Origin of the sequence: Streptomyces sp. CA2R106 (assembly GCF_037034245.1) — a bacterium.
Classification (GTDB): Bacteria; Actinomycetota; Actinomycetes; order Streptomycetales; family Streptomycetaceae; genus Actinacidiphila.
Map to the genome: position 1 here is coordinate 33382 of NZ_JBAGKC010000013.1, position 20671 is coordinate 54052.

11 protein-coding genes are annotated in these 20671 nt (G+C 72.7%); 10 read left to right on the plus strand and 1 reads right to left on the minus strand.

Annotation, left to right across the window (positions count from 1 at the left end):
• Window positions 1-2: 2 nt before the first annotated feature.
• The 7 genes from araB (at window position 3) to WA788_RS19965 (ending at window position 9158) form a co-directional block, all read left to right on the plus strand.
• The gene (araB, locus tag WA788_RS19935) at window positions 3-1670 is read left to right on the plus strand and encodes a ribulokinase (protein WP_335979181.1); all 1668 of its coding nucleotides are present in this window, start codon (window positions 3-5) and stop codon (window positions 1668-1670) included.
• An 89-nt stretch (window positions 1671-1759) separates the two neighbouring features.
• Complete coding sequence (locus WA788_RS19940) at window positions 1760-2548, plus strand: L-ribulose-5-phosphate 4-epimerase (protein ID WP_335979182.1); 789 nt, start codon at window positions 1760-1762, stop codon at window positions 2546-2548.
• Window positions 2545-4050 carry an L-arabinose isomerase gene (gene araA / locus WA788_RS19945; RefSeq protein ID WP_335979184.1) on the plus strand — a complete coding sequence of 502 codons (1506 nt, stop codon included), beginning with the start codon at window positions 2545-2547 and terminating at the stop codon, window positions 4048-4050. The genes WA788_RS19940 and araA overlap by 4 nt, the downstream gene beginning before the upstream one ends.
• Window positions 4051-4614: 564 nt before the next feature.
• Window positions 4615-5778 (plus strand): substrate-binding domain-containing protein, encoded by a 1164-nt coding sequence (locus WA788_RS19950; protein WP_335979186.1) that lies wholly within the window; start codon window positions 4615-4617, stop codon window positions 5776-5778.
• Window positions 5778-7394: a sugar ABC transporter ATP-binding protein gene (locus tag WA788_RS19955; RefSeq protein WP_335979187.1), complete on the plus strand. Its 1617-nt coding sequence runs from the start codon at window positions 5778-5780 to the stop codon at window positions 7392-7394. Before WA788_RS19950 ends, WA788_RS19955 begins: the two co-directional genes overlap by 1 nt.
• A complete protein-coding gene (locus WA788_RS19960; protein WP_335979189.1) occupies window positions 7391-8407 on the plus strand; it encodes an ABC transporter permease in 1017 nt (338 codons plus the stop codon). The genes WA788_RS19955 and WA788_RS19960 overlap by 4 nt, the downstream gene beginning before the upstream one ends.
• A gap of 226 nt (window positions 8408-8633) precedes the next feature.
• On the plus strand, window positions 8634-9158 hold the full coding sequence (locus tag WA788_RS19965; protein ID WP_335979344.1) for a GNAT family N-acetyltransferase: 525 nt from the start codon (window positions 8634-8636) through the stop codon (window positions 9156-9158).
• A gap of 37 nt (window positions 9159-9195) precedes the next feature.
• Here WA788_RS19965 and WA788_RS19970 read toward each other — a convergent pair whose 3' ends face one another.
• Entirely contained in the window at window positions 9196-9954 is a 759-nt protein-coding gene (locus WA788_RS19970; protein WP_335979191.1) for a thioesterase II family protein, read from the minus strand.
• Between the two features lie 538 nt (window positions 9955-10492).
• Here WA788_RS19970 and WA788_RS19975 point away from each other — a divergent pair.
• The 3 genes from WA788_RS19975 to eccCa all read left to right on the plus strand — a co-directional run bounded on the left by WA788_RS19975 (window position 10493) and on the right by eccCa (window position 20668).
• The gene (locus WA788_RS19975) at window positions 10493-13057 is read left to right on the plus strand and encodes an MGH1-like glycoside hydrolase domain-containing protein (RefSeq protein WP_335979193.1); all 2565 of its coding nucleotides are present in this window, start codon (window positions 10493-10495) and stop codon (window positions 13055-13057) included.
• 25 nt (window positions 13058-13082) lie between these two features.
• The gene (locus tag WA788_RS19980; protein ID WP_335979196.1) at window positions 13083-15203 is read left to right on the plus strand and encodes a galactosylceramidase; all 2121 of its coding nucleotides are present in this window, start codon (window positions 13083-13085) and stop codon (window positions 15201-15203) included.
• 1517 nt (window positions 15204-16720) lie between these two features.
• Complete coding sequence (gene eccCa / locus WA788_RS19985) at window positions 16721-20668, plus strand: type VII secretion protein EccCa (protein ID WP_335979198.1); 3948 nt, start codon at window positions 16721-16723, stop codon at window positions 20666-20668.
• Window positions 20669-20671: the final 3 nt, after the last annotated feature.

The following is a 20671-nucleotide window of genomic DNA, read 5'->3' on the forward strand; positions in this document are numbered from 1 at the left end:
ACATGACCACCGATCCACCCGCCGTGACCGTCGGCGTCGACTTCGGGACGCTCTCCGGCCGCGCGCTCGTCGTCGCCGTCGAGGACGGCCGCGAACTGGGCAGCGCGGTGCACGAGTTCACCCACGGCGTGGTGTCGCACGCGCTGCCCGGCGGCGGCCGCACGCTGCCCCCGGACTGGGCGCTCCAGGTGCCGCAGGACTGGCGGGACGTGCTGCGGTTCGCGGTGCCGCGGGCGCTGGCCGCGGCCGGGGTGCGACCGGAGCAGGTCGTCGGCATCGGCACCGACTTCACCGCCTGCACGGTGCTGCCCACCACCGCCGACGGCACACCGCTCAGCGAGCTGCCGCGCTTCGCCGGCCGGCCGCACGCCTACCCCAAGCTCTGGCGCCACCACGCGGCGCAGCCCGAGGCGGACCTCATCGTCGAACGCGCCCTGGACAGCGGGCAGCCGTGGCTCGGCCGGTACGGCGGGAAGATCTCCAGCGAATGGCAGTACGCCAAGGCGCTCCAACTGCTGCGCGAGGACCCGGAGGTCTACGCCGCCGCCGACCGCTGGATCGAGGCCGCGGACTGGATCGTGTGGGAGCTGACCGGCGCGGAGAGCCGCAACCCCTGCACGGCCGGCTACAAGGGCATCCGGCAGGACGGCGGTTACCCCGACGCGAAGTACCTGGCCTCGCTGCACCCGGACTTCGCGGACTTCACCGCCAAGCTGGAGCACCCGCTCTCGCAGCTCGGCGCGGCCGCGGGTGGACTCACCGCGCGGGCGGCGGCGTTGACCGGGCTGCGGGCCGGCACCCCGGTGGCGGTCGGCAACGTGGACGCGCACGTCACCTCCGCCGCCGCCCAGGCGCTCGACCCCGGCCACATGCTGGCCATCATGGGCACCTCGACCTGCCACATCATGAACTCCGACGTGCTCGCCGAGGTCCCGGGCATGTGCGGGGTCGTCAAGGACGGTGTGGTGCCCGGCCTTTGGGGCTACGAGGCCGGGCAGAGCGGTGTCGGCGACCTCTTCGCCTGGGCGGTGCGGACCACCACCCCGCAGGAGTACGCCGACGAGGCCCGCCGGCGCGGCATCTCCGCGCACGAACTGCTCACCGAGAAGGCCGCGGCGCAGGCCGTGGGCGCGCACGGCCTGGTCGCGCTGGACTGGCACAGCGGCAACCGGTCGGTGCTGGTGGACCACCACCTGTCCGGGCTGCTGGTCGGGCTGACCCTCGACACCCGGCCGGAGGACGTCTACCGGGCCCTGATCGAGGGCACCGCGTTCGGCGCCCGCACCATCGTGGAGGCGTTCGAGCGGTCCGGGGTGCCGGTGACGGAGTTCACCGCGGCCGGCGGCCTGCTGCGCAACCGCTTCCTGATGCAGACCTACAGCGACGTACTGGGCCGCCCGATCAACCTGATGGCCTCCGACCAGGGGCCCGCGCTGGGCTCGGCGATCCACGCCGCCGTCGCCGCCGGCGCCCACCCCGACATCCGCGCCGCCTCCGCGGCGATGGGCCGGATCGAGCGCCGCGCCTACCTGCCCGACCCCGCCCGTGCGGCCGCCTACGACCGCCTGTACGCCGAGTACCGCGAGCTGCACGACCACTTCGGCCGGGGCGGCAGCGACGCGATGCACCGGCTGCGCTCGCTGCGCGCCGAGGCCGCCGGGGCGGTCTGACCGGGGCCGACCCGGACTCGGACCAGCCAAGTGTTAGCGCTCACCCCCTCTTTGTTAACGCTCACCCATCCTGCGAGGTCCGCATTGCCATGAGCAGCAACCCACAGCAGCAGCAAGAGGAACAGCACCAGCAGCAGGACTCCACCGTGACCGCCACCGGGGCCGGGGCCGTGACCGCTACCGGGCCCGGGACCGCCGCCGTCGCCGCACTGCGCCGCCAGGTCAGCGACCTGCACGGCGAACTCGTCCGCTACCAGCTGGTGGTGTGGACGGCCGGCAACGTCTCCGGCCGGGTGCCGGGCCGCGACCTGTTCGTGATCAAGCCCAGCGGCGTGGACTACGACCGGCTCACCCCCGAGGCGATGATCGTCTGCGACCTCGACGGCAATGTGGTCGAAGGCGACCTGGCACCGTCGTCCGACACCGCCGCCCACGCCTACGTCTACCGGCACATGCCGGACGTCGGCGGCGTGGTGCACACCCACTCCACCTACGCCTGCGCCTGGGCGGCCCGCGGGGAGGCGGTGCCCTGCGTGCTGACCGCGATGGCGGACGAGTTCGGCGCGGAGATACCCGTCGGCCCGTTCGCGCTGATCGGCGACGACTCGATCGGCCGCGGCATCGTGGAGACGCTGACCGGGCACCGCTCGCCCGCGGTGCTGATGCAGAACCACGGCGTGTTCACCGTCGGCCGCGACGCGCGCGCGGCGGTGAAGGCCGCGGTGATGTGCGAGGACGTCGCGCGCAGCGTGCACATCTCGCGCCAGCTCGGCGCCCCGCTGCCCATCGACCCCGGCGCGGTCGACCGGCTCTACGACCGCTACCAGAACGTCTACGGCCAGCAGGGGCCGTCCGTCGGCAAGGAGTCCCAGGCATGACATCGCCCGCCGCACCCGAGATCTGGTTCCTCACCGGCAGTCAGGGCCTGTACGGGGACGACACCCTCGCCCAGGTCGCCGAGCAGTCGCAGGCCATCTGCGACCGGCTCGCCGCGGCCCCGGGCGCCCCGGTCCGCACGGTCTGGAAGCCGGTGCTGACCGACGCCGCCGCGATCACGGAGGTGGTGCTCGCCGCCAACTCCGCGCCGCGGTGCGTCGGCCTGGTGGCCTGGATGCACACCTTCTCGCCCGCCAAGATGTGGATCGCCGGGCTGGACCTGCTGCGCAAGCCGCTGCTGCACCTGCACACCCAGGCCAACGTCGAACTGCCGTGGTCCACCATCGACATGGACTTCATGAACCTCAACCAGGCCGCCCACGGCGACCGCGAGTTCGGGTACATACAGTCCAGGATCGGCGTGGCCCGCAAGACCGTCGCCGGCCATGTCTCCGACCCCGCGGTGCTCGCCCGCATCCACGCCTGGATGCGGGCCGCGCTGGGCTACGGCGCGCTGCGCACGCTGCGGCTGGCCCGGTTCGGCGACAACATGCGGGACGTGGCCGTCACCGAAGGCGACAAGGTCGAGGCGCAGTTGCGGCTGGGCGTGTCGGTCAACACCTACGGCGTCAACGACCTCGTGGCCGCGGTGGACGCGGTCGGCGACGCGGCGGTGGGGGAGTTGACCGCGCAGTACGCCGACACCTACCGGCTCGACCCGCAACTGGCCGCGGGGGGAGCGCGGCACGCGTCCCTGCGGTACGCGGCCCGGATCGAGTTGGGCCTACGCGCCTTCCTCGACGACGGCGGGTTCGGCGCGTTCACCACCAACTTCGAGGACCTGGGCGGGCTGCGGCAGCTGCCCGGGCTCGCGGTGCAGCGGCTGATGGCCGACGGCTACGGCTTCGGCGGCGAGGGCGACTGGAAGACCTCCGCGCTGCTGCACGCGCTCAAGGCCGCCGGGGCCGGGCAGGCGGGCGGCAGCTCCTTCATGGAGGACTACACCTACCACCTGGCGCCCGGCAGCGAACTCATCCTCGGCGCCCACATGCTGGAGGTCTGCCCGAGCATCGCCGCGGACCGGCCGAGCTGCGAGATCCACCCGCTGTCGATCGGCGGCCGGGAGGACCCGGTGCGGCTGGTCTTCGACGCCCGGCCCGGCCCGGCGGTCGTGGTGGGCCTGGCGGACGTCGGCGACCGCTTCCGGCTGGTGGCGAACACGATCGACGTGGTGGCCCCGCTGGAGCCGCTGCCCGCGCTCCCCGTCGCCCGGGCGGTGTGGAAGCCCGCGCCGGACCTGCGCACCTCCACCGAGGCGTGGCTGACCGCGGGCGGGCCGCACCACACGGTGCTGTCCACCGCCGTCGGCGCCGAGGAGCTGGCCGACCTCGCGGACATGCTCCGCACCGAGCTGCTGCTCATCGACGGCAGCACCGAGATCCGGCAGTTCGCCAAGGAGATCCGCTGGAACCAGGCGTACTACCGGCTCGCCGGGGGCCTGTGAGGGCGCCGCGGCACCCGTTTCCGCCCGCCCCACCCGGGCGGCCCTCCCGCCGGTACGGGAGGGCCGCCCGGGCGGAGGTCGTCGCCGTGCCCGTGTGCGTGCCGGTGCCCGGCGCGCGTGCGCGGCACCTGTCCCCGCACCCCCTCGGCGCGGCCCTGATGTGCGGGTGTGCGGCCGTCCCCGGTGCATGTGCGCGTACACGATGTGTACCGTCAACTCCCTTCCGGACGTGGGCAGTCCGGGCGAAGCCGCAGCGTGTGCGGGCGTTTCGGCGGGTCTGCCGCGACGTGGGCCGACCTCTTCGCGATCCACGGGGTTTTTCTCGGCTCAACATCTTGACGGTGATTCCGTGAGCGCTAACACTCTATGGCGGCGGGTGACAGGAACCCGCCACGACTGGTGCAGACGGTTCGGGCCCCTGTGGCTGTGAACGTCGACCGCTCCGCCCGGTTGTGTGAGCTGCGTTGGGGATGATGCGGCCCACGCCCGCGGATGTGATCCACTCAGTGGATTGTTAGCGCTCTCAATGACCGCGAGGTCACCGTCCGAACAGGAAGTTCGCCCATGCGTGATGCCAAAGGTGCCGTCGTTTCCGGATACGGGCGTTGGGGCGCCGCGGCCGTGACCCTCGCCGTGGTGCTCGCGGCGGCGGGGTGCAGCAAGAGCGGGGCCGGCGGCTCGTCCTCCTCGGACAACTCCGGCAACTCGACCTCCTCCGCCTCGTCCGCCACCGCGATCAAGGGCGATATCGCGTTCAACGACGCGAACCTCGCCAAGCTCGACGCGGCGCTGAAGCAGGCGCTGGCCGGCAAGGACCTGTCGAAGCTCAACGAGGCGATGGTGGTCAACGTCGCCACCGACTACTGGAACGCCGGCAAGGTGGGCTTCAACAAGGGCCTGAAGGAACTCGGCGTCAAGGGCGCCTACCAGGCCCCGGCGAACGGCCGGCTCGACCAGCAGCTGTCGATCATCCAGACGCTGCGCGGCCAGGGCATCAGCGGCCTGAGCGTCTCCGCGATCGACCCGACGGCCATCAAGGCGCCGATCGCCTCGGCGAACAAGGCCGGCATCCCGGTGCTCGCCATCGACTCCCCGCTGCCGAAGGACGACGGCGCCGCGCTCTACCTGGGCACCCCGAACTACCAGGCGGGCCAGAAGGCCGGCGAGGCGATGAAGCAGGCGCTCGGCGGCAAGGGCCAGGTGGTGATCCTGGTCGGCTCGCTGACCACCTCCAACGCGGTCGAGCGCATCCAGGGCTTCGAGGACGCCCTGAAGGGCTCTGGCATCAAGGTCGCCCAGAAGCTCAGCGACAGCATGGACGCCTCCAAGGCGCTGTCCAACGCCGAGACCGCGATCCAGACCAACCCGAACGTCAACGGCCTGTACGGGGTGTACTCCTACGACGGCCCGTCCGCCGGCCAGGCCGTCCAGTCGGCCGGCAAGACCGGCAAGATCAAGATCATCTCCGACGACAGCGACCCGCAGACGCTGAAGTTCATCAAGTCCGGCGTCATCCAGGCCACCGTCCTCCAGCAGCCCTACCAGCAGGGCTACACCGGCGCCTACCTGCTGGCGGCGCTGAAGGTGCTCGGCAAGGACGCCACCCTCAAGATCGCGCAGCCGTACCTGGAGAGCGACGGCATCACCCTCAGCTCCGGCGTCGGCCTGGTCACCCAGACCAACCTCGCCGACTACCAGGCCAAGCTGACCAGCCTGGGGATCGGCTGATGGCCGGCTCCGCCGACACCCGCCCGGGCGGCGAGGACCGCCCGGGCGGCGGGGGAGAGCGGGGCGGCGCGGCCGAGGAGAGCGCGGTGTCGCTGCGCGACGTCAGCAAGTCGTACGGCCTCGTGAAGGTGCTGGACATCCCGCGGCTGGACCTGGCCCGCGGTCAGATCGTCGCGGTGGTGGGGGAGAACGGCGCGGGCAAGTCCACGCTGATGGGCGTGCTGTCCGGCACCGTCACCCCCACCACCGGCACCATCGAGGTCGCCGGCCGGGCGCTCCAGCCCGGACGCCCCGACCACTCCCGCGAGCTGGGAGTGGCCCTGGTGGCACAGGAGTTCCCGCTGGTCGGGCAGTTGAGCGTCGCGGAGAACCTGCTGCTCGGGCGGCGCCCGCAGCGGGCCGGCGGCGGGCTGCTGGGCCGGGCGGTGTTCGACCGCACCGGCACCAGGGAGGAGGCACGGGCACTGCTCGCCGAGGTCGGCGTCACCCATGTCGACGTCGACCGCCCGGTCGAGCGCTTCCCGGTGCCGGTGCGCCAGATGATCGAGATCGCCAAGGCGTGGGGCCACCGACCGGTCGTGCTGATCCTCGACGAGCCGACCTCCTCGCTCGGCCCGGTGGAGGCCGAACGGGTGCTGGACCTGGCCCGCGCACACGCCGCCGCCGGCGGCGCGGTGCTCTTCATCGGCCACCGCCTGGACGAGGTGCAGGCGATCGCCGACCGGGTGGTGGTGCTGCGCAGCGGGAAGCTCGTCGCCGACCTCACCCCGCAGGAGGCGACCGAGGAGCGGATGATCCGCGAGATGGTCGGCAGCGAGCTGGCCCGCGCCGACCTCGCGCCGCCGTCCACGGTGGAGCGCACCGCGGTGCTGCGCACCCGCGAGCTGACCGCCGACGGCCTCGGCCCGGTCGACCTGGACGTACGCGCCGGCGAGATCGTCGGCGTCGCCGGACTGATGGGATCGGGCCGCAGCCGGCTGCTGCACACCGTGATGGGCGCGCAGCCGCGCACCGGCGGGTCGGTGGAGTTCCTGGGCCGCGACTTCCGCCCGCGGCACCCGGCGGACGCGGTCGAGAAGGGGATCGGCCTGGTCCCGGAGGACCGCAAGGTGCAGTCGCTGCTGGCGGCGCACTCCGTGCGGTGGAACGTCACGCTGACCACGCTGCGGCGGATCAGCAGCCGCGGTGTGCTGCGGCCGAAGGCGGACAAGGCGCACGCGGCGCGGATCATCGGCGACCTGGGCGTACGCCTGCACAGCCCGGAGCAGCCGATCGGGGCGCTGTCCGGCGGCAACCAGCAGAAGGCGGTCTTCGGGCGCTGGCTGGCCGCCGAGCCGAAGCTGCTGCTGCTCGACGAGCCGACCCGCGGGGTGGACGTCGGGGCGAAGGCCGAGATCTACAGCCTGATCGACGCCGCCGCCGAGCAGGGCATGGCGGTGCTGGTGGCCTCCTCCGAACTGGAGGAACTGCTGTGGATCTGCCATCGGATCGTGGTGATGGCACACGGGCGGATCGTCGACGACATCCCCCGCGACCGGTTCGGCAAGGAAGCGATCATGACCGCGGCGGCCGGGACGCGGCCGGGCGCGGGCCCGCAGGGAGAGGCAAGCGCATGAAGACCAGCACCGCACCGGCGCCGACCGAGGCGGACCCCGGCAGCGCGCCGGGCCCCTCGTTCCTCCGCCGCCTGATCGAAACGCCCGAGGTCGGCGTGGTGGCCGCCTGCGTCGTCGTCTTCGTCGCGCTGGCCGTGGACAAGTCGACCTTCGCCGGAGCGGTCAACCTCCAGGGGATGGGCTTCGACCTGGCGCAGTACGGCCTGATCGCCATCGGGGAGTCGCTGGTGATCCTCACCGGCGGCATCGACCTGTCGGTGGGCGCGCTGCTGGGCACCAGCGTCATCCTGATGTCCTGGTTCAACGTACGGGCCGGGCTGCCGCCGATCCTGGCGATCCTGGTCACGCTGGTGATCTCGGGCGCGGTGGGCCTGCTGCACGGACTGGCCGTCACCCGGCTGAAGATGGCGCCGTTCGTCGTCACCCTCGTCACGTACACCGTCGCGCAGGGCGTCACCCTCGCGATCACCTCGGGCACCTCGATCACCGGGATCGGCGGGCTGTTCGGCGACGTCGGCCAGACGTACGTGGCGCAGATCCCGCTGCCGCTGATCCTGTTCGCGGTGGTGGCGATCGCGGCGTGGTTCTTCCTGGAGCGCACGTACGCCGGGCGGCAGGTCTACGCGGTCGGCGGCAACCCCGAGGCGGCGCGGCTGGCCGGCATCCGCGGCGACCGGCGGGTGGTGTCGATGTACGTCACCAGCTCCCTGCTGTCGGCGTTCGCCGGGATGATGGTGCTCGGCCGGATGGGCGTCGGCTCGGCCAGCGGCGTCGGGGTCGGCTGGGAGCTGTCGGCGATCGCCGCGGCGGTCATCGGCGGGGTGAGCCTGGTCGGCGGACAGGGCCGCATCCTCGGGATCGTGGCGGGCACCATCCTGCTGGAGCTGATCAACAACGGCCTGACGACCCTTCAGATCAACCCCAACTACACGAACATCGTGCTCGGTTGCGTGCTGGGGCTGGCGATCACCGCGGACCGGCTGCGGGCGCGGAGCGTGGCCAAGCGCCGCTGAGGCTGCTCCCGGCTCTCCCGGCTCTCCCGGCGCTTCCGGCGCTTCCGGCGCTTCCGGCCTCCCGGCGCTTCCGGCCGCCGGTTCGCCCGGGCCGCCTCGCCGCTTCGGGGAGGCGGCCCGCGCTGCCGTAGCCTGGGGCCGTGGTGTCAGCAGCGGCGGGGAAGAGGGGTGCGCGGTGGGCGCGGTGGGCTCGGTGGGCGGCGGGTTCGGCACGGAGCGGCTGGAGATGCTGCCGCTGGAGGCCGGGCACGCGGAGCCGATGGCGGCCGTGCTCGGCGATCCGGCGCTGCACCGCTACATCGGCGGGGCGCCGGAGACGCCCGCGGGGCTGCGGGCCCGGTACGAGCGGCTGGTCGCGGGGGCGCCCGAGCCCGGGGTGACCTGGCTGAACTGGGTGATCCGGCTGCGCGCGGAGGGGCGGCTCGCGGGCACCGTGCAGGCGACGGTGCGGGACGGTGGGGCAGGCGGCGGGCTGGGCAGCGGCCCGGGCGTCGCGCCGGGCGCGGCGTCGTACGCGGAGGTCGCGTGGGTGGTGGGCACCTTGTGGCAGGGCCGCGGCATCGCGAAGGAGGCGGCCCGCGGGCTGGTCCGCCATCTCGCCGCCCACCACGTCCGTACGGTGCTCGCGCACGTCCACCCGGACCACGCGGCCTCGGCCGCCGTCGCCACCGCCGCGGGGCTCGCCCCGACCGGCGAGCTCCACGACGGCGAAGTGCGCTGGCGCGCCGACCTCCTGCCGCCCGGGCGCTGAACCCGCGCCCAGCAGGCGGGGAGGCCGGTCGGAGCGGTCAGCTGGTCGGTGCGGAGGCCGGGGTGAGGTGCTTGCGGAGCAGGGCGATGATCGGCTGGATGTGCTGGCCGAGGAAGAAGTGCCCGCCCGGGTAGACCTCGAACTCGAAGCCGCCGGTGGTGTGCTGCTCCCACTGCCGGGCCTCGTCGAGCGTCGTCTTGGGGTCCTGGTCGCCGGTGAGCACCGTGATGGGGCTGCGCACGGTCGCCGACGGCTCGCTGGCGTAGCACTCGGCCACCTGGTAGTCGGCGCGCAGGGCCGGGAGCGCGGCGCGCATCAGCTCCTCGTCCTCCAGCAGGAGGGTGTGGGTGCCGTCCGACGAGCGCAGTTCGGCCATGAGCCCGGCGTCGTCGAGCCGGTGCAGGGCCTCCTCGCGGCGGGTGGCCGGTCCGCGGCGGCCGGACGCGACGATCCGGACCGGAGGCCGGCCCTCCGCCTCCAGCCGGCGGGCCACCTCGAACGCGAGGATCGCGCCCAGGCTGTGGCCGAACAGGACCAGCGGGAGGTCGTCCTCGGCGGCGAGGATCTCCGCGACCCGGTCGGCCAGCACCGACATCTCGGTGATCGGCGGTTCACTGCGGCGGTCCTGCCGGCCCGGGTACTGCACGGCGATCACGTCGAACTCCTTGCCGAGCGCCATCGACACCGGGCGGAAGTAGGGCGCCGAACCCCCCGCGTGCGGGAGGCAGACAAGGCGCGCGGCCGGGTCCTGAGCGGGAACAAAGCGACGGCACCAGAGATTTTCCACGGAAGGCATGCTGCTCCATCGTCGGGTTCGGCTCTCCGCCGCAACATAACAAGCCGCCCCCCGCCGGGCCACCCCGGAAAATCCCCGGAGCTCCCCTGTCCGTCTCCGCCCAATAGGGGTCGTACACCGCTGTGTCGGCCGCCCCGGACGGCCAACGGACGCCCCGGTGCCCGTCACGGAGGAGCGCGGGGCGGGCGGCCACGAAGGCCCGCCCGCCCCGCGCCCACGCTGCGCAAGGCGCCTGGCGGTCAGCTGCCGACGAGCATCTGCCAGGTCTGCGGGCCGACTTGGCCGTCGACGCCGAGGCCGGGGGGGGGGTGCCGGCGGTGGGTTCGGGGGCCGCGGGAGCAACTATGTCGGATCTGTTGACACCCGTCGCGTGAGCGCTAACAATTCGAGTCGCCCGTGATGCAGTTCATGCCGTAACCCCCCTCGGGGCAGTGAGCCCCCCGGGTCCTGCGGCGGGCGGTGCCGTACCGGCCTGCTCCGTTGTCAAGCGCAGGGCCCGTCAGACGCTGGAACGGAAGGTCTTATGACCCATCGTCACATGCCCAGGCGAAGCTTTCTGAAGGCGGCCGGAGCGACCGGCATCGGCGGCACGGTGGTCGCGCTTGCGAGCGATAACATCGCGGCGGCCGCCGACGGCACCACGTCCGACGGCACGGCCGCGGCCGCCGCGGACACCGCGGGCAACCACGGCGGGCAGTCCTCGCCCCTGCCGTACCCGACGCTGAAGCGGCCGTTCGCGATGCCGGGCGTCAAGGAGCAGGACTGGACGGGCGCGCTCTTCGTCGGCACCGGCGAGGCCCGCTTCGCCGTGCGCGTGGTCCTGCTCACCAAGGCGAACACCGTCATCCGCGAGAAGATGACCAACAACCTCTGGCGGATCGGCCCGATGGCCCCCGACGGCAGCTTCAAGCAGGTCCACATCAGCAGCGACGACCGCTCGGTGATGCCCGCGCACCTGGAGGCGCTGAAGGAGGTCATCGCCCACCCCGACCAGTGGTCGGCCACCGAGGTCGCGGACGCCACCGCCAAACTCCCCGTCATCCAGGCCAAGTACGACCTCGCCCAGCAGCAGAAGCGCGACCTGGTGGTCCGCTACGCCCGCACCGGCGACGGCAGTTCGGTGGTCGCCACGGTCACCGCGCTGGCCGACGACACCACGGTCTTCCTGGAGGTCGGCACGCCGTGGGGCGCCACCGCGGGGGAGACCGCGAGCTTCGCGCTCGACGGCAACAGTGTCATCGGCTCCGCGCCCGGCCTGGTGGACACCTCCGCCACCGGCCACCTGCGGCTGACCCCCACCGAACCCCCGGTCAGCGCCGCCTGCTACGCCTCCGTCACCGACCTGACCAAGGCGATGACCGGCGGCACCGGCGCGGCCGGCGACGCCACCGCGGCCCTGCGCTACGAACTCGCCAAGGGCGAGAGCATCACCTTCGCCGCGGCGATCAGCGACCACGGCACCCCGAAGGTCGCACCGCCCGAGCCGCACCAGGCCGAACGCCAACTCGCCGCCGCCCAGGCCGCGATCCGCGACACCAACCTCACCGGCTCCGGCCCGGTCGGCCAGGCAGCGGACGCGGTGCGCGACGCGCTGTCGCTGAACACCAACTACGACCGGACCTACCACTGCAACTACGTGCTGTGGGGCTGGGGCGGCGGTGGCGGGCTGTTCACCGGCTGGGACTCCTCCTTCGACTGCATCGACGCCGCCCTGGTCAGCCAGACCCTCGCCACCCAGCACGAGTCGGACGTCTTCGACCAGCCCGCACCGCCCAACCAGGTGGACCTGGTCGGCCCCCGCTACGACCAGGAGAACTCCGGGCCGATGCACGCGTACGCGGTGTGGCGGCTGTACACGAAGTTCGGCGACCGCACCGTCCTGGAGAAGGCGTACCCGCACCTGGTCGCCTTCAACGACCTGATGCCGGAGTGGGACGCCGACGGCGACGGGCTGCTGGAGGCACCGTACTTCGGCGACCGCGTCGGCGGCCGCGGCAACCACCTGGGCCTGGACGACCTGCCGGTCTACGCCGACTACCAGCGCATCGCCAAGGTCGGCGGCTCCGGCGACAAGCGCGACAACACCAACCTCACCGACGTGCCGCTCAACTCCTACTACGCCCTGCTCGCCGAGACGCTGGCGAAAATGGCGACGGTCCTCGGCGAGGCCGCCGACGCCCGCCGCTTCACCGCCCAGTACGCGACGATCAAGCAGCGCCTCAACGACCGCCTGTGGCACCCCGGCAAGGGCCTGTACCTCAGCCGCTACCTCGACGGTAGCTGGAACGAGGTGGTCACGCCGACCGTGTTCTACCCGCTGTTCGCGGGCATCGCCACGCCTGAGCGGGCGAGGACGATGATGGCGCACCTGCTGGACCCGGAGATGTTCTGGGGCGACTACGTGGTGCCCAGCATCGCCCGCAACGACCCGGCGTACTGCTCCGGCGGCCCGGTGCACCCGCAGTCCGAGCACTTCAAGTTCTTCGACCGCTACGGCGAGGGCTCCGCGCCCGAGCAGTGGAAGGGCGCGATCTGGCCGCCGATGAACGCCACCGTCTACGACGGCGTCAAGCGCTACGGCTTCGACGACATCGCCGGCATGTTCGCCACCCGCAGCACCTCGATGTACCTGGACTCCTGGACGAACGACGGCTGGTTCCCCGAGTCCTTCGACCCCGAACCGGGGCAGTCCATCATGGGCCCGGCGGTCGACTCGGCCTGGCGGACCTACTCCTGGTCCAACGCGATGCCGGTGCAGGGCCTGCACGAGCTGCTCTCGGACAACCCCTGGGACGGCGACCCGTCGGCGCTGATGTTCGGCTCGCTCACCTTGCCGGGCACCAACACCCTGTCCAACGTGCAACTGCGCGGCCACCGCTACGACGTGTCGGCCGGCCCGCACCGCACCACCCTCGCGCGCGACGGCAAGGTCGTCTTCCGCGCCACCGGCGCACGCGTCGCGGTCCGCAACTTCCTGCTCGGCGACACCGGCGCCGCCTTCGACCTCAACGCCGACGGCATCACGCAGATCGAGGTCCATCCCGACCACGGCCGGCCGCGCACCACCAAGGCCCCCAAGGGCCGCTCCCACATCAGGCTCTGACCCGGACGAAGGAGGGCGACCTTTGATGGCAACTCCCACGGCACCCCCGGCGCCCCGCGCCCGAAGAGCCCCGCTGCGCCGGCCGCACGGACTGCGCCGGCCGCGCGGACAGCGGCGGCTGCCGCACCGCGTCGCGCTGGTGGTCGGCAGCGCGCTACTGGCCTGCGTGGCACTGCTCGCCCCGCCGCCCGGCGCGAGCGCGGCCACCCAGCCGGGCGGACAGCAGATCACGGTCGACGGCAACGGCACCGGCCGCACCTTCGCCGGGGTCGGCGCGATCAGCGGGGGCGGCGGCACCTCGCGGCTGCTCACCGACTACCCCGAACCCGAGCGCAGCCAGTTGCTGGACTACATGTTCAAGCCCGGCTACGGCGCCTCGCTCCAGATCCTCAAGGTGGAGATCGGCTCCGACACCAACTCCAGCAACGGCGCCGAGCAGAGCCACATGCGCACCGCCACCGACGTGGACTGCAACCGCGGCTACGAGTGGTGGCTGATGGAGCAGGCCCAGAAGCGCAACCCCGACATCCAGTTCTACGGGCTGGAGTGGGGCGCGCCCGGCTGGTTCGACGGCGGCTTCTGGTCCGCCGACAACATCCGCTACCTCACCAGCTGGCTCGGCTGCGCCAAGCAGCACGGCCTGCACATCGACTACCTGGGCGGCTGGAACGAGAAGGGCTGGGACGCGGCCTGGTACGAGCAGCTGAAGTCCACGCTCCAGCACGACGGTTACGGCTCGGTGAAGGTGGTCGCCGCCGACAACGCCGGCTGGCAGGTCGCCACCGACATGAAGAACGACCCGGCGTTCGACGCGGCCACCGACGTGGTCGGGGTGCACTACCCCTGCACCGCGGTGCACTGCTCCAGCACCCCGGACGCGCTCAGCCTCGGCAAGCCGCTGTTCGCCAGCGAGTCCGGCTGGAACAACTACCTGACCGGCGCGGACCGGCTGGCGGCCGAGATGAACCACGAGTACGTCGACGCGCGCATCACCGGCTTCATCAACTGGCCAGTGGCGTACGCCTGGTACCCCACGGTGCAGATGCAGGGCAGCGGGCTGCTGAAGGCGAACGAGCCCTGGAGCGGCGCCTACCAGCTGGGTCCGACGCTGTGGACGGTCGCGCAGACCGCGCAGTTCACCCATCCGGGCTGGCAGTACATCGACTCCGCCAGCGGCTACCTCGACGGCGGCGGCACCTATGTGACGCTGAGATCGCCCGGCGCGCACCCCTCGTACACCACCGTCTTCGAGACGACGGGCGCGAGCGCGCCGCAGACGGTGTCGCTGACGCCCTCCGGTGGCCTGCCGCGCGGCGCGCTGCACCGGTGGACGACCACGCTGGACTCCACCGACCCGGCCGACTGGTTCGCGCACGGCGCCGACGTGCCGGCGGCGGCCGGCGGCGCGCACACCGCCACGCTCCAGCCCGGCACCGTCACCACGCTGACCACCGTGTCCGGCGGGAAGGGCGGGGCCGCGGCGAAGGCACCCGCCTCGAAGCCGATGCCGCTGCCGTACCGGGAGGACTTCAACGGCTACCGCGACGGGGCCAGCGCGCGCTACGTCTCCGACATGGAGGGCGCCTTCCAGGTCGAACCCTGCCAGGCGGGCGCGCAGTCGGCGGTCGGCAGCCGGGGCCGGGGGAAGTGCCTCCAGCAGATGATCAGCCGGCAGCCGATCCAGTGGGCGCGGGTGCCGAGCCCGCTGACGCTGGTGGGTGACGCGACGTGGGGCGACTACACGGTGTCGGTCAAGGCGCGGATCGGGCAGGGCACCACCTCCACGCTGATGGGCCGGGTGGCCGGTCAGCTCAACACGGTGGGCACCGGCCGGATCACGGCGTGGGAGGGCTACTCCCTGAAGCTCGCGGACTCCGGCAGCTGGTCGCTGGAGGTCCTCGCGCCGGACAGGGCCACCCGCGTGCTCGCCTCGGGCACGGTTCCCGGGGTCTCCGCGGACAGCTGGTCGCGACTGCAACTGACCTTCGCCGGCGCCCGGATCACCGCGCGGATCGACGGTGCGGCCGTCGCGGACGTCACGGACTCCACTTATGCCCAGGGCCAGGTGGGCCTGGGCACGGACACCTACGGGACGGCGACCCAGTTCGACGACCTCACCGCCACCGCGGTGCCCACCGCTCCCTAGCCGGACGCCGGCCGCGGCCAACGCACCTGCGGGGGTTCCGTTTTCGACTCCTGGGCCGGTCCGGCGGCCGGGTGCCCGGCGGGCGGTTCGCACCGCTCGCCGGGCACTGGGGAAATTCCGGTGACCGAGTGCAGTCATGCGGCCACCACCATGTCGGCGGTATTTCACCCGGCCGACCACACGTCCGGTCGTGGAGAAAGTGGGGAGACCCCGGGCGTGTCGTGATGGCTCCCGGGTGCGCGGTAATTGGTACGGACCGCGTCTTGCCTGGTGGGCTTACGTACGGGCGCCGTCGTGGCCTGGCCGCGACGGCGCCCGTCGTACGTGTCGGTACCGGTCGGTAGCCTGCGGCCTGCGGGGACGCGGAGAGGTCGAGCGGTGGGAGCGCGCCCATGGCGGGGCGGTGCCGGCGGGCCGGTGCGGCGCCGGCGGCGGGTGCCGCGGGAAGGGAACAGCGGCCGGGGGCGCCAATGTTCGGTGCCGGAATGGGCGGCGGCCCGCCATTTCGTGGAATGGGCTCCGCAGTTCGCCACCGCGGAAATGGGTGCGGCGCTTCGCGGAATGCGCGGAGTGGGCCGTGGGCGGCGAATTGGAGTGGGCCGAGAGCGAATGTGGTGTTCCCGCCGGCCGACGCGGGCTTCCCGGGGGTGCGGGCTGTGCGAAACCGGTGGGCGCGCGGGCCGCGGTGGGCGGGTGGTCTGCTCCGGCCCTCCTGAGCTGGCCGCCGCGGAGGCCGGTGGCGGGGTTCCGTGAGCCGACTGTGACCGCTTTGTCGGATGTCGGCTCGGTGGGGACCTTTGTCCCGACTGGGTTCTTGGTCGCAGAAGGCGCTGTTCGGGCCGTCTTTTCCCCGTCCGTGCGCGGTGGGGGAGGAAGTCGGGAGTCGGTCCGCGGGGCGCGCGGGTGATCCGATTCCCGGTGGCCGGCTGCCCGATGCGCGCTTCCGCGCTGACCGGTTGCATGGTGAAACAGTCGGTGAAACACGCGGCGCGGGCCCGCCGCGGGGCGGCGATCGACGGCCGCCGCCCACCGCCGACGAGGTCGCCCGGGTGCCTGGCGAACGGGCGCGGCGGCATCCGTAAACCTCATGCCACCTGCGGCGATGCCGTCCGTCTCGAAGTCTCCGTCCCTTCCGCCGACACCGCCGTGTCCACTTCGTGACCACCCGGAACCGAGGTAACCGACGTGCGGAGGACTAAAGGTGAATGCCCGGGGAATAATCGCCTGTTGCTATCGGCGGGCCGCCCGTTGGCGGCGGCCGGAATAGACAGCCTTCGCTGCCCGATCGCGCGGTGCAAAGCGGGCATGCGGACAGCCGAACCGGTCACGGAACGGCCCGGGGAAGCGGTTACGGCAAGAGGTCGGGCGCGTGAAAAAAGAAATGGGGGACTGTTGCAACGCTGACTGGATTCCCTATAGTCGCCTCCCAGGAAGAAGCGGCATGCACCATCACACCGGGAGTCACCGCGTTGGCCATTAAGCCGGTGAAGCGCTCACCTCGTCGCGACGGGCCACCGATGCCCGACGGGCAGGTGGAGCTCGCGGAGCCGCCGGTATTGGGCGAACCCGCCGGCGTGGACTTCGGTTCGGCCCTGCTGTATCTGCCGATGGGGCTGGGCGCCGGCGCCATGGTGCTGATGTTCAGCGTCCGCAGCATGGGCCCGACCACCTACATGATGTCCGGGATGATGGGCGTCGCGATGATCAGTATGACGCTGACCCAGGTCGGTCGCAGCAGCGCCGAACGCCGCCGCCGGATGCGGGCCGAACGCCGCGATTACCTCCGCTACCTCGCGCAGAAGCGCCGCCAGGCCCGTACCGCCGCCGCCGAGCAGCGCGCCGCCCTGCTGTGGGACAACCCCGACCCGCGCGAGCTGTGGGCGTTCGCGATGGGGCCGCGGCTGTGGGAACGCCGGCCCAGCCACGAGGACTTCGCCCGGGTCCGGATCGGCATGGGCATCCGCCGCGCCGAACTGGCCTTCCTCCCGCCCCAGACGAAGCCCGTCGAGGACCTCGAACCCCTCACCGCGATCTCGCTGCGCCGCTTCACCCGCGCCCACCAGACCGTGCCCGACCTGCCGATCCCGGTGGCGCTGCGGCGCTTCGCCCGGGTGGAGTTCGCCGGCGACGGCCAGGAGGCGCTGGCGCTGATGCGCGCCATCATCGCCCAACTGGCGGTGCTGCACGCCCCCGACGAGCTGCGCGTGGCCGTGCTCGGCAGCCCGGCCGCCCGCGCCGAGTGGGACTGGGTCAAGTGGCTGCCGCACAACGCCCACCCCGACGAGCAGGACGACGCGGGCGCCGTACGGCTGGCCGCCGGCGACCACGACGAGCTGATGGCGCTGCTCGGCCCCGAGGTGCGCGACCGCCCCGACCACGACCCGGACGCCTCGCCCAACGTCACCGAGCCCTTCGTCGTGGTCGTCGCCCAGGGCGTCCGGCTGCCCGACAGCTCGCGGCTGCTGGGCGAGGGACTGCGCAACACCCTGCTGCTGGACGCCACCGGCACCCTCCTCGGCGGCGACGACGTGCTGCGGCTGACCGTCCGCGACGGCACCGTCAGCTTCCCCGCCGGGGACGACGCCTCCGCCTCCGCCTCCGCCGACGCGCTCAGCGCCGTCGCCGCCGAGACCCTCGCCCGCGGCCTGGCACCGCTGCGCACCGGCGGCGCCATCGACCTGACCGAGCGGCCGCTGGAGTCCGACTTCGACCTGACGTCTCTGCTGAACATCCGCGACCCCCGCACCTTCGACGCCACCGCCAAGTGGCGGCCCCGGCTGAGCCAGTCGGCCCGGCTGCGGGTCCCGCTCGGCGTCACCGACGAGGGCGAGGTGGTGGAACTCGACCTCAAGGAGTCCGCGCAGGGCGGCATGGGCCCGCACGGCCTGCTCATCGGCGCCACCGGCTCCGGCAAGAGCGAACTGCTGCGCACCCTGGTGATGGGACTGGCCGCCACCCACTCCTCCGAGGTCCTCAACCTGGTGCTGGTCGACTTCAAGGGCGGCGCGACCTTCCTCAACATGGACCGCCTCCCGCACACCTCCGCGGTCATCACCAACCTCGCCGACGAGATCCACCTCGTCGACCGGATGCGGGACTCCATCAACGGCGAGATGATCCGCCGCCAGGAACTCCTGCGCGAGGCCGGCCACTCCTCGCTCTTCGACTACGAGAAGGCCCGGCTGGCCGGCGCCACCCTCGCCCCCCTGCCCTCGCTGCTGATCATCGTGGACGAGTTCTCCGAACTGCTCGCCAGCAAACCGGAGTTCGTGGACCTGTTCGTGTCCGTCGGCCGGCTCGGCCGCAGCCTCGGGGTGCACCTGCTGCTCGCCTCGCAGCGCCTGGACGAGAGCCGCATCCACAAGGTCGAGGGCCATCTGTCCTACCGGCTGGCCCTGCGCACCTTCTCCTCGATGGAGTCCCGCAGCGTCATCGGCGTCTCCCACGCCTACGAACTGCCCTCCGCGCCCGGCAACGGCTACCTGAAGGTGGACACCACCAACCTCGTACGGTTCAAGGCCGCCTACGTCTCCGGCCCGGCGCCCGAACCCGCCGCCGGGGCCGACCCCGCCGCGCAGCAGCGCGCCGCCCAGGAGGTCACCGCCTTCGGACTGGACCGCACCGGTGAACTGCTCTCCGCCCGCGCCGAGCAGGAAGCCGCGCTGGCCGAGGCGGCCAGGGCCGCCGAGGAGCAGGCCCGGCCGAAGGTCGGCCCGGACGGCGAACCGCTCAGCCAGGAGAGCCTGCTCGAGGTGCTCGTCGACCGGCTGGAGGACGCCGGGCCGCCCGCCCGCCAGGTGTGGCTGCCGCCGCTGGACTCCTCCGTCAGCCTCGACCAGGTGCTGCCCGCGATCGTGCCGGACCCCGAGCGCGGCATGAGCGCCGCCGACTACCCGCGGCTGGCGTCGCTGCGCTTCCCGATCGGCATGGTCGACAAGCCCTACGAGCAGTCCCGCGACCTGCTCACCGCCGACCTGTCCGGCGCCGACGGCCACGTCGGCCTGGTCGGTGCGCCGCGCACCGGCAAGTCCACCATGCTGCGCACCATGATGATGGCGCTGGCCGTCACCCACACCCCGCAGGAGATCCAGTTCTACTGCCTGGACTTCGGCGGCGGCGGCCTGGTGTCCACCTCCGGCCTGCCGCACGTCGGATCGGTCGCCACCCGCCTGGACCGGGACCGGGTGCAGCGCACCGTCGCCGAACTGACCCAGCTCCTGGAGCGCCGCGAGAGCGAGTTCGCCGCCCGCGGCCTGGAGTCCATGGCCGGCTACCGCGCCCAGCGCGCCGCCGGCGAGATCGACGACCCCTACGGCGACGTGTTCCTCGTCGTGGACGGCTGGGGCACGCTCCGCCAGGACTACGAGGACATCGAGCCGCGCGTCATCGACATGGCCGCCCGCGGACTGTCCTTCGGCATCCACGTGATCGGCTCCGCGGTGCGCTGGTCGGAGTTCCGGCCCCGGCTGCGCGACCTGCTCGGCACCAAGTTCGAACTGCGGCTCGGCGACACCCTGGAGTCCGAGGTCGGCGCCCGCGCCGCCGCGGCCGTGCCGCACCAGCCCGGCCGCGGCCTGACCTCCGGCGGCCACCACTTCCTGGCCGCGCTGCCCCGCCTGGACAGCTCCCCGCACACCGAGGACCTGACCGCGGCCACCAAGGAGGCCGTCGCGGAGATCGGCGCCTTCTGGACCGGCACGCCCGCCCCCGGCGTCCGGCTGCTGCCCAGCCGGCTGTCGGCCGCCCAACTCCCGCCCGCCGAGGGCGACCTGCGGGTCTGCATGGGCTGGGACGAACAGCGCCTCGAACCGGCCTGGCACGACTTCGCCACCACCCCGCACCTGATGGTCTTCGGCGACAGCGAGACCGGCAAGACCAACATGCTGCGGCTGATGATCGCCGCCATCACCTCCCGCTACACCCCCGAGCAAGCCCGCATCATGGTCGCCGACCCCGGCCGCGGCCTGCTCACCGCCGTCCCCGAGGCGTACCGGGTCGGCTACGTCGTGGACAGCGACGCGCTCGGCCAACTCGCCGCCAGCGCCGCGGTGTCGGTCGGCAAGCGGGTGCCCGGCGCCGACATCTCACCGGAGAACCTGGCCCGCCGCGACTGGTGGAGCGGCCCGCTGCTGTTCGTGCTCATCGACGACTACGACCTGTTCTCCGGCGCGCCCGGCGCCCCCTCCCCGATGACCCCGCTGGTGCCGCTGCTGGCCCAGGCCCCGCACATCGGGCTGCACCTGGTGGTCGCCCGCAGCACCTCCGGGGCGATGCGGGCCATGATGGACCCGGTGCTGCGCCGCCTGTGGGAGCTGGGCAACCCGGCCCTGCTCTTCTCCTACCCCAAGGAGGAGGGCAAGTTCATCGGCGAGGCGAAGCCGCGCACCCTGCCGGCCGGCCGCGCCCAACTCGTCACCCGCCGCGCGGTCAAGCTCATGCAGACCGGACTGGTGGCCGCCGAGTGAAGC

Bases quoted from the DNA above. Each gene is read 5' to 3' on its own strand.
- WA788_RS19965 (WP_335979344.1), top strand. From the start codon at position 8,634: ATGCTGCCGCTGGAGGCCGGGCACGCGGAGCCGATGGCGGCCGTGCTC.
- eccCa (WP_335979198.1), top strand. From the start codon at position 16,721: ATGCCCGACGGGCAGGTGGAGCTCGCGGAGCCGCCGGTATTGGGCGAA.
- WA788_RS19980 (WP_335979196.1), top strand. From the start codon at position 13,083: ATGGCAACTCCCACGGCACCCCCGGCGCCCCGCGCCCGAAGAGCCCCG.
- WA788_RS19955 (WP_335979187.1), top strand. From the start codon at position 5,778: ATGGCCGGCTCCGCCGACACCCGCCCGGGCGGCGAGGACCGCCCGGGC.
- WA788_RS19970 (WP_335979191.1), bottom strand. From the start codon at position 9,954: ATGCCTTCCGTGGAAAATCTCTGGTGCCGTCGCTTTGTTCCCGCTCAG.
- WA788_RS19940 (WP_335979182.1), top strand. From the start codon at position 1,760: ATGAGCAGCAACCCACAGCAGCAGCAAGAGGAACAGCACCAGCAGCAG.
- WA788_RS19975 (WP_335979193.1), top strand. From the start codon at position 10,493: ATGCCCAGGCGAAGCTTTCTGAAGGCGGCCGGAGCGACCGGCATCGGC.
- araA (WP_335979184.1), top strand. From the start codon at position 2,545: ATGACATCGCCCGCCGCACCCGAGATCTGGTTCCTCACCGGCAGTCAG.
- WA788_RS19950 (WP_335979186.1), top strand. From the start codon at position 4,615: ATGCGTGATGCCAAAGGTGCCGTCGTTTCCGGATACGGGCGTTGGGGC.
- araB (WP_335979181.1), top strand. From the start codon at position 3: ATGACCACCGATCCACCCGCCGTGACCGTCGGCGTCGACTTCGGGACG.
- WA788_RS19960 (WP_335979189.1), top strand. From the start codon at position 7,391: ATGAAGACCAGCACCGCACCGGCGCCGACCGAGGCGGACCCCGGCAGC.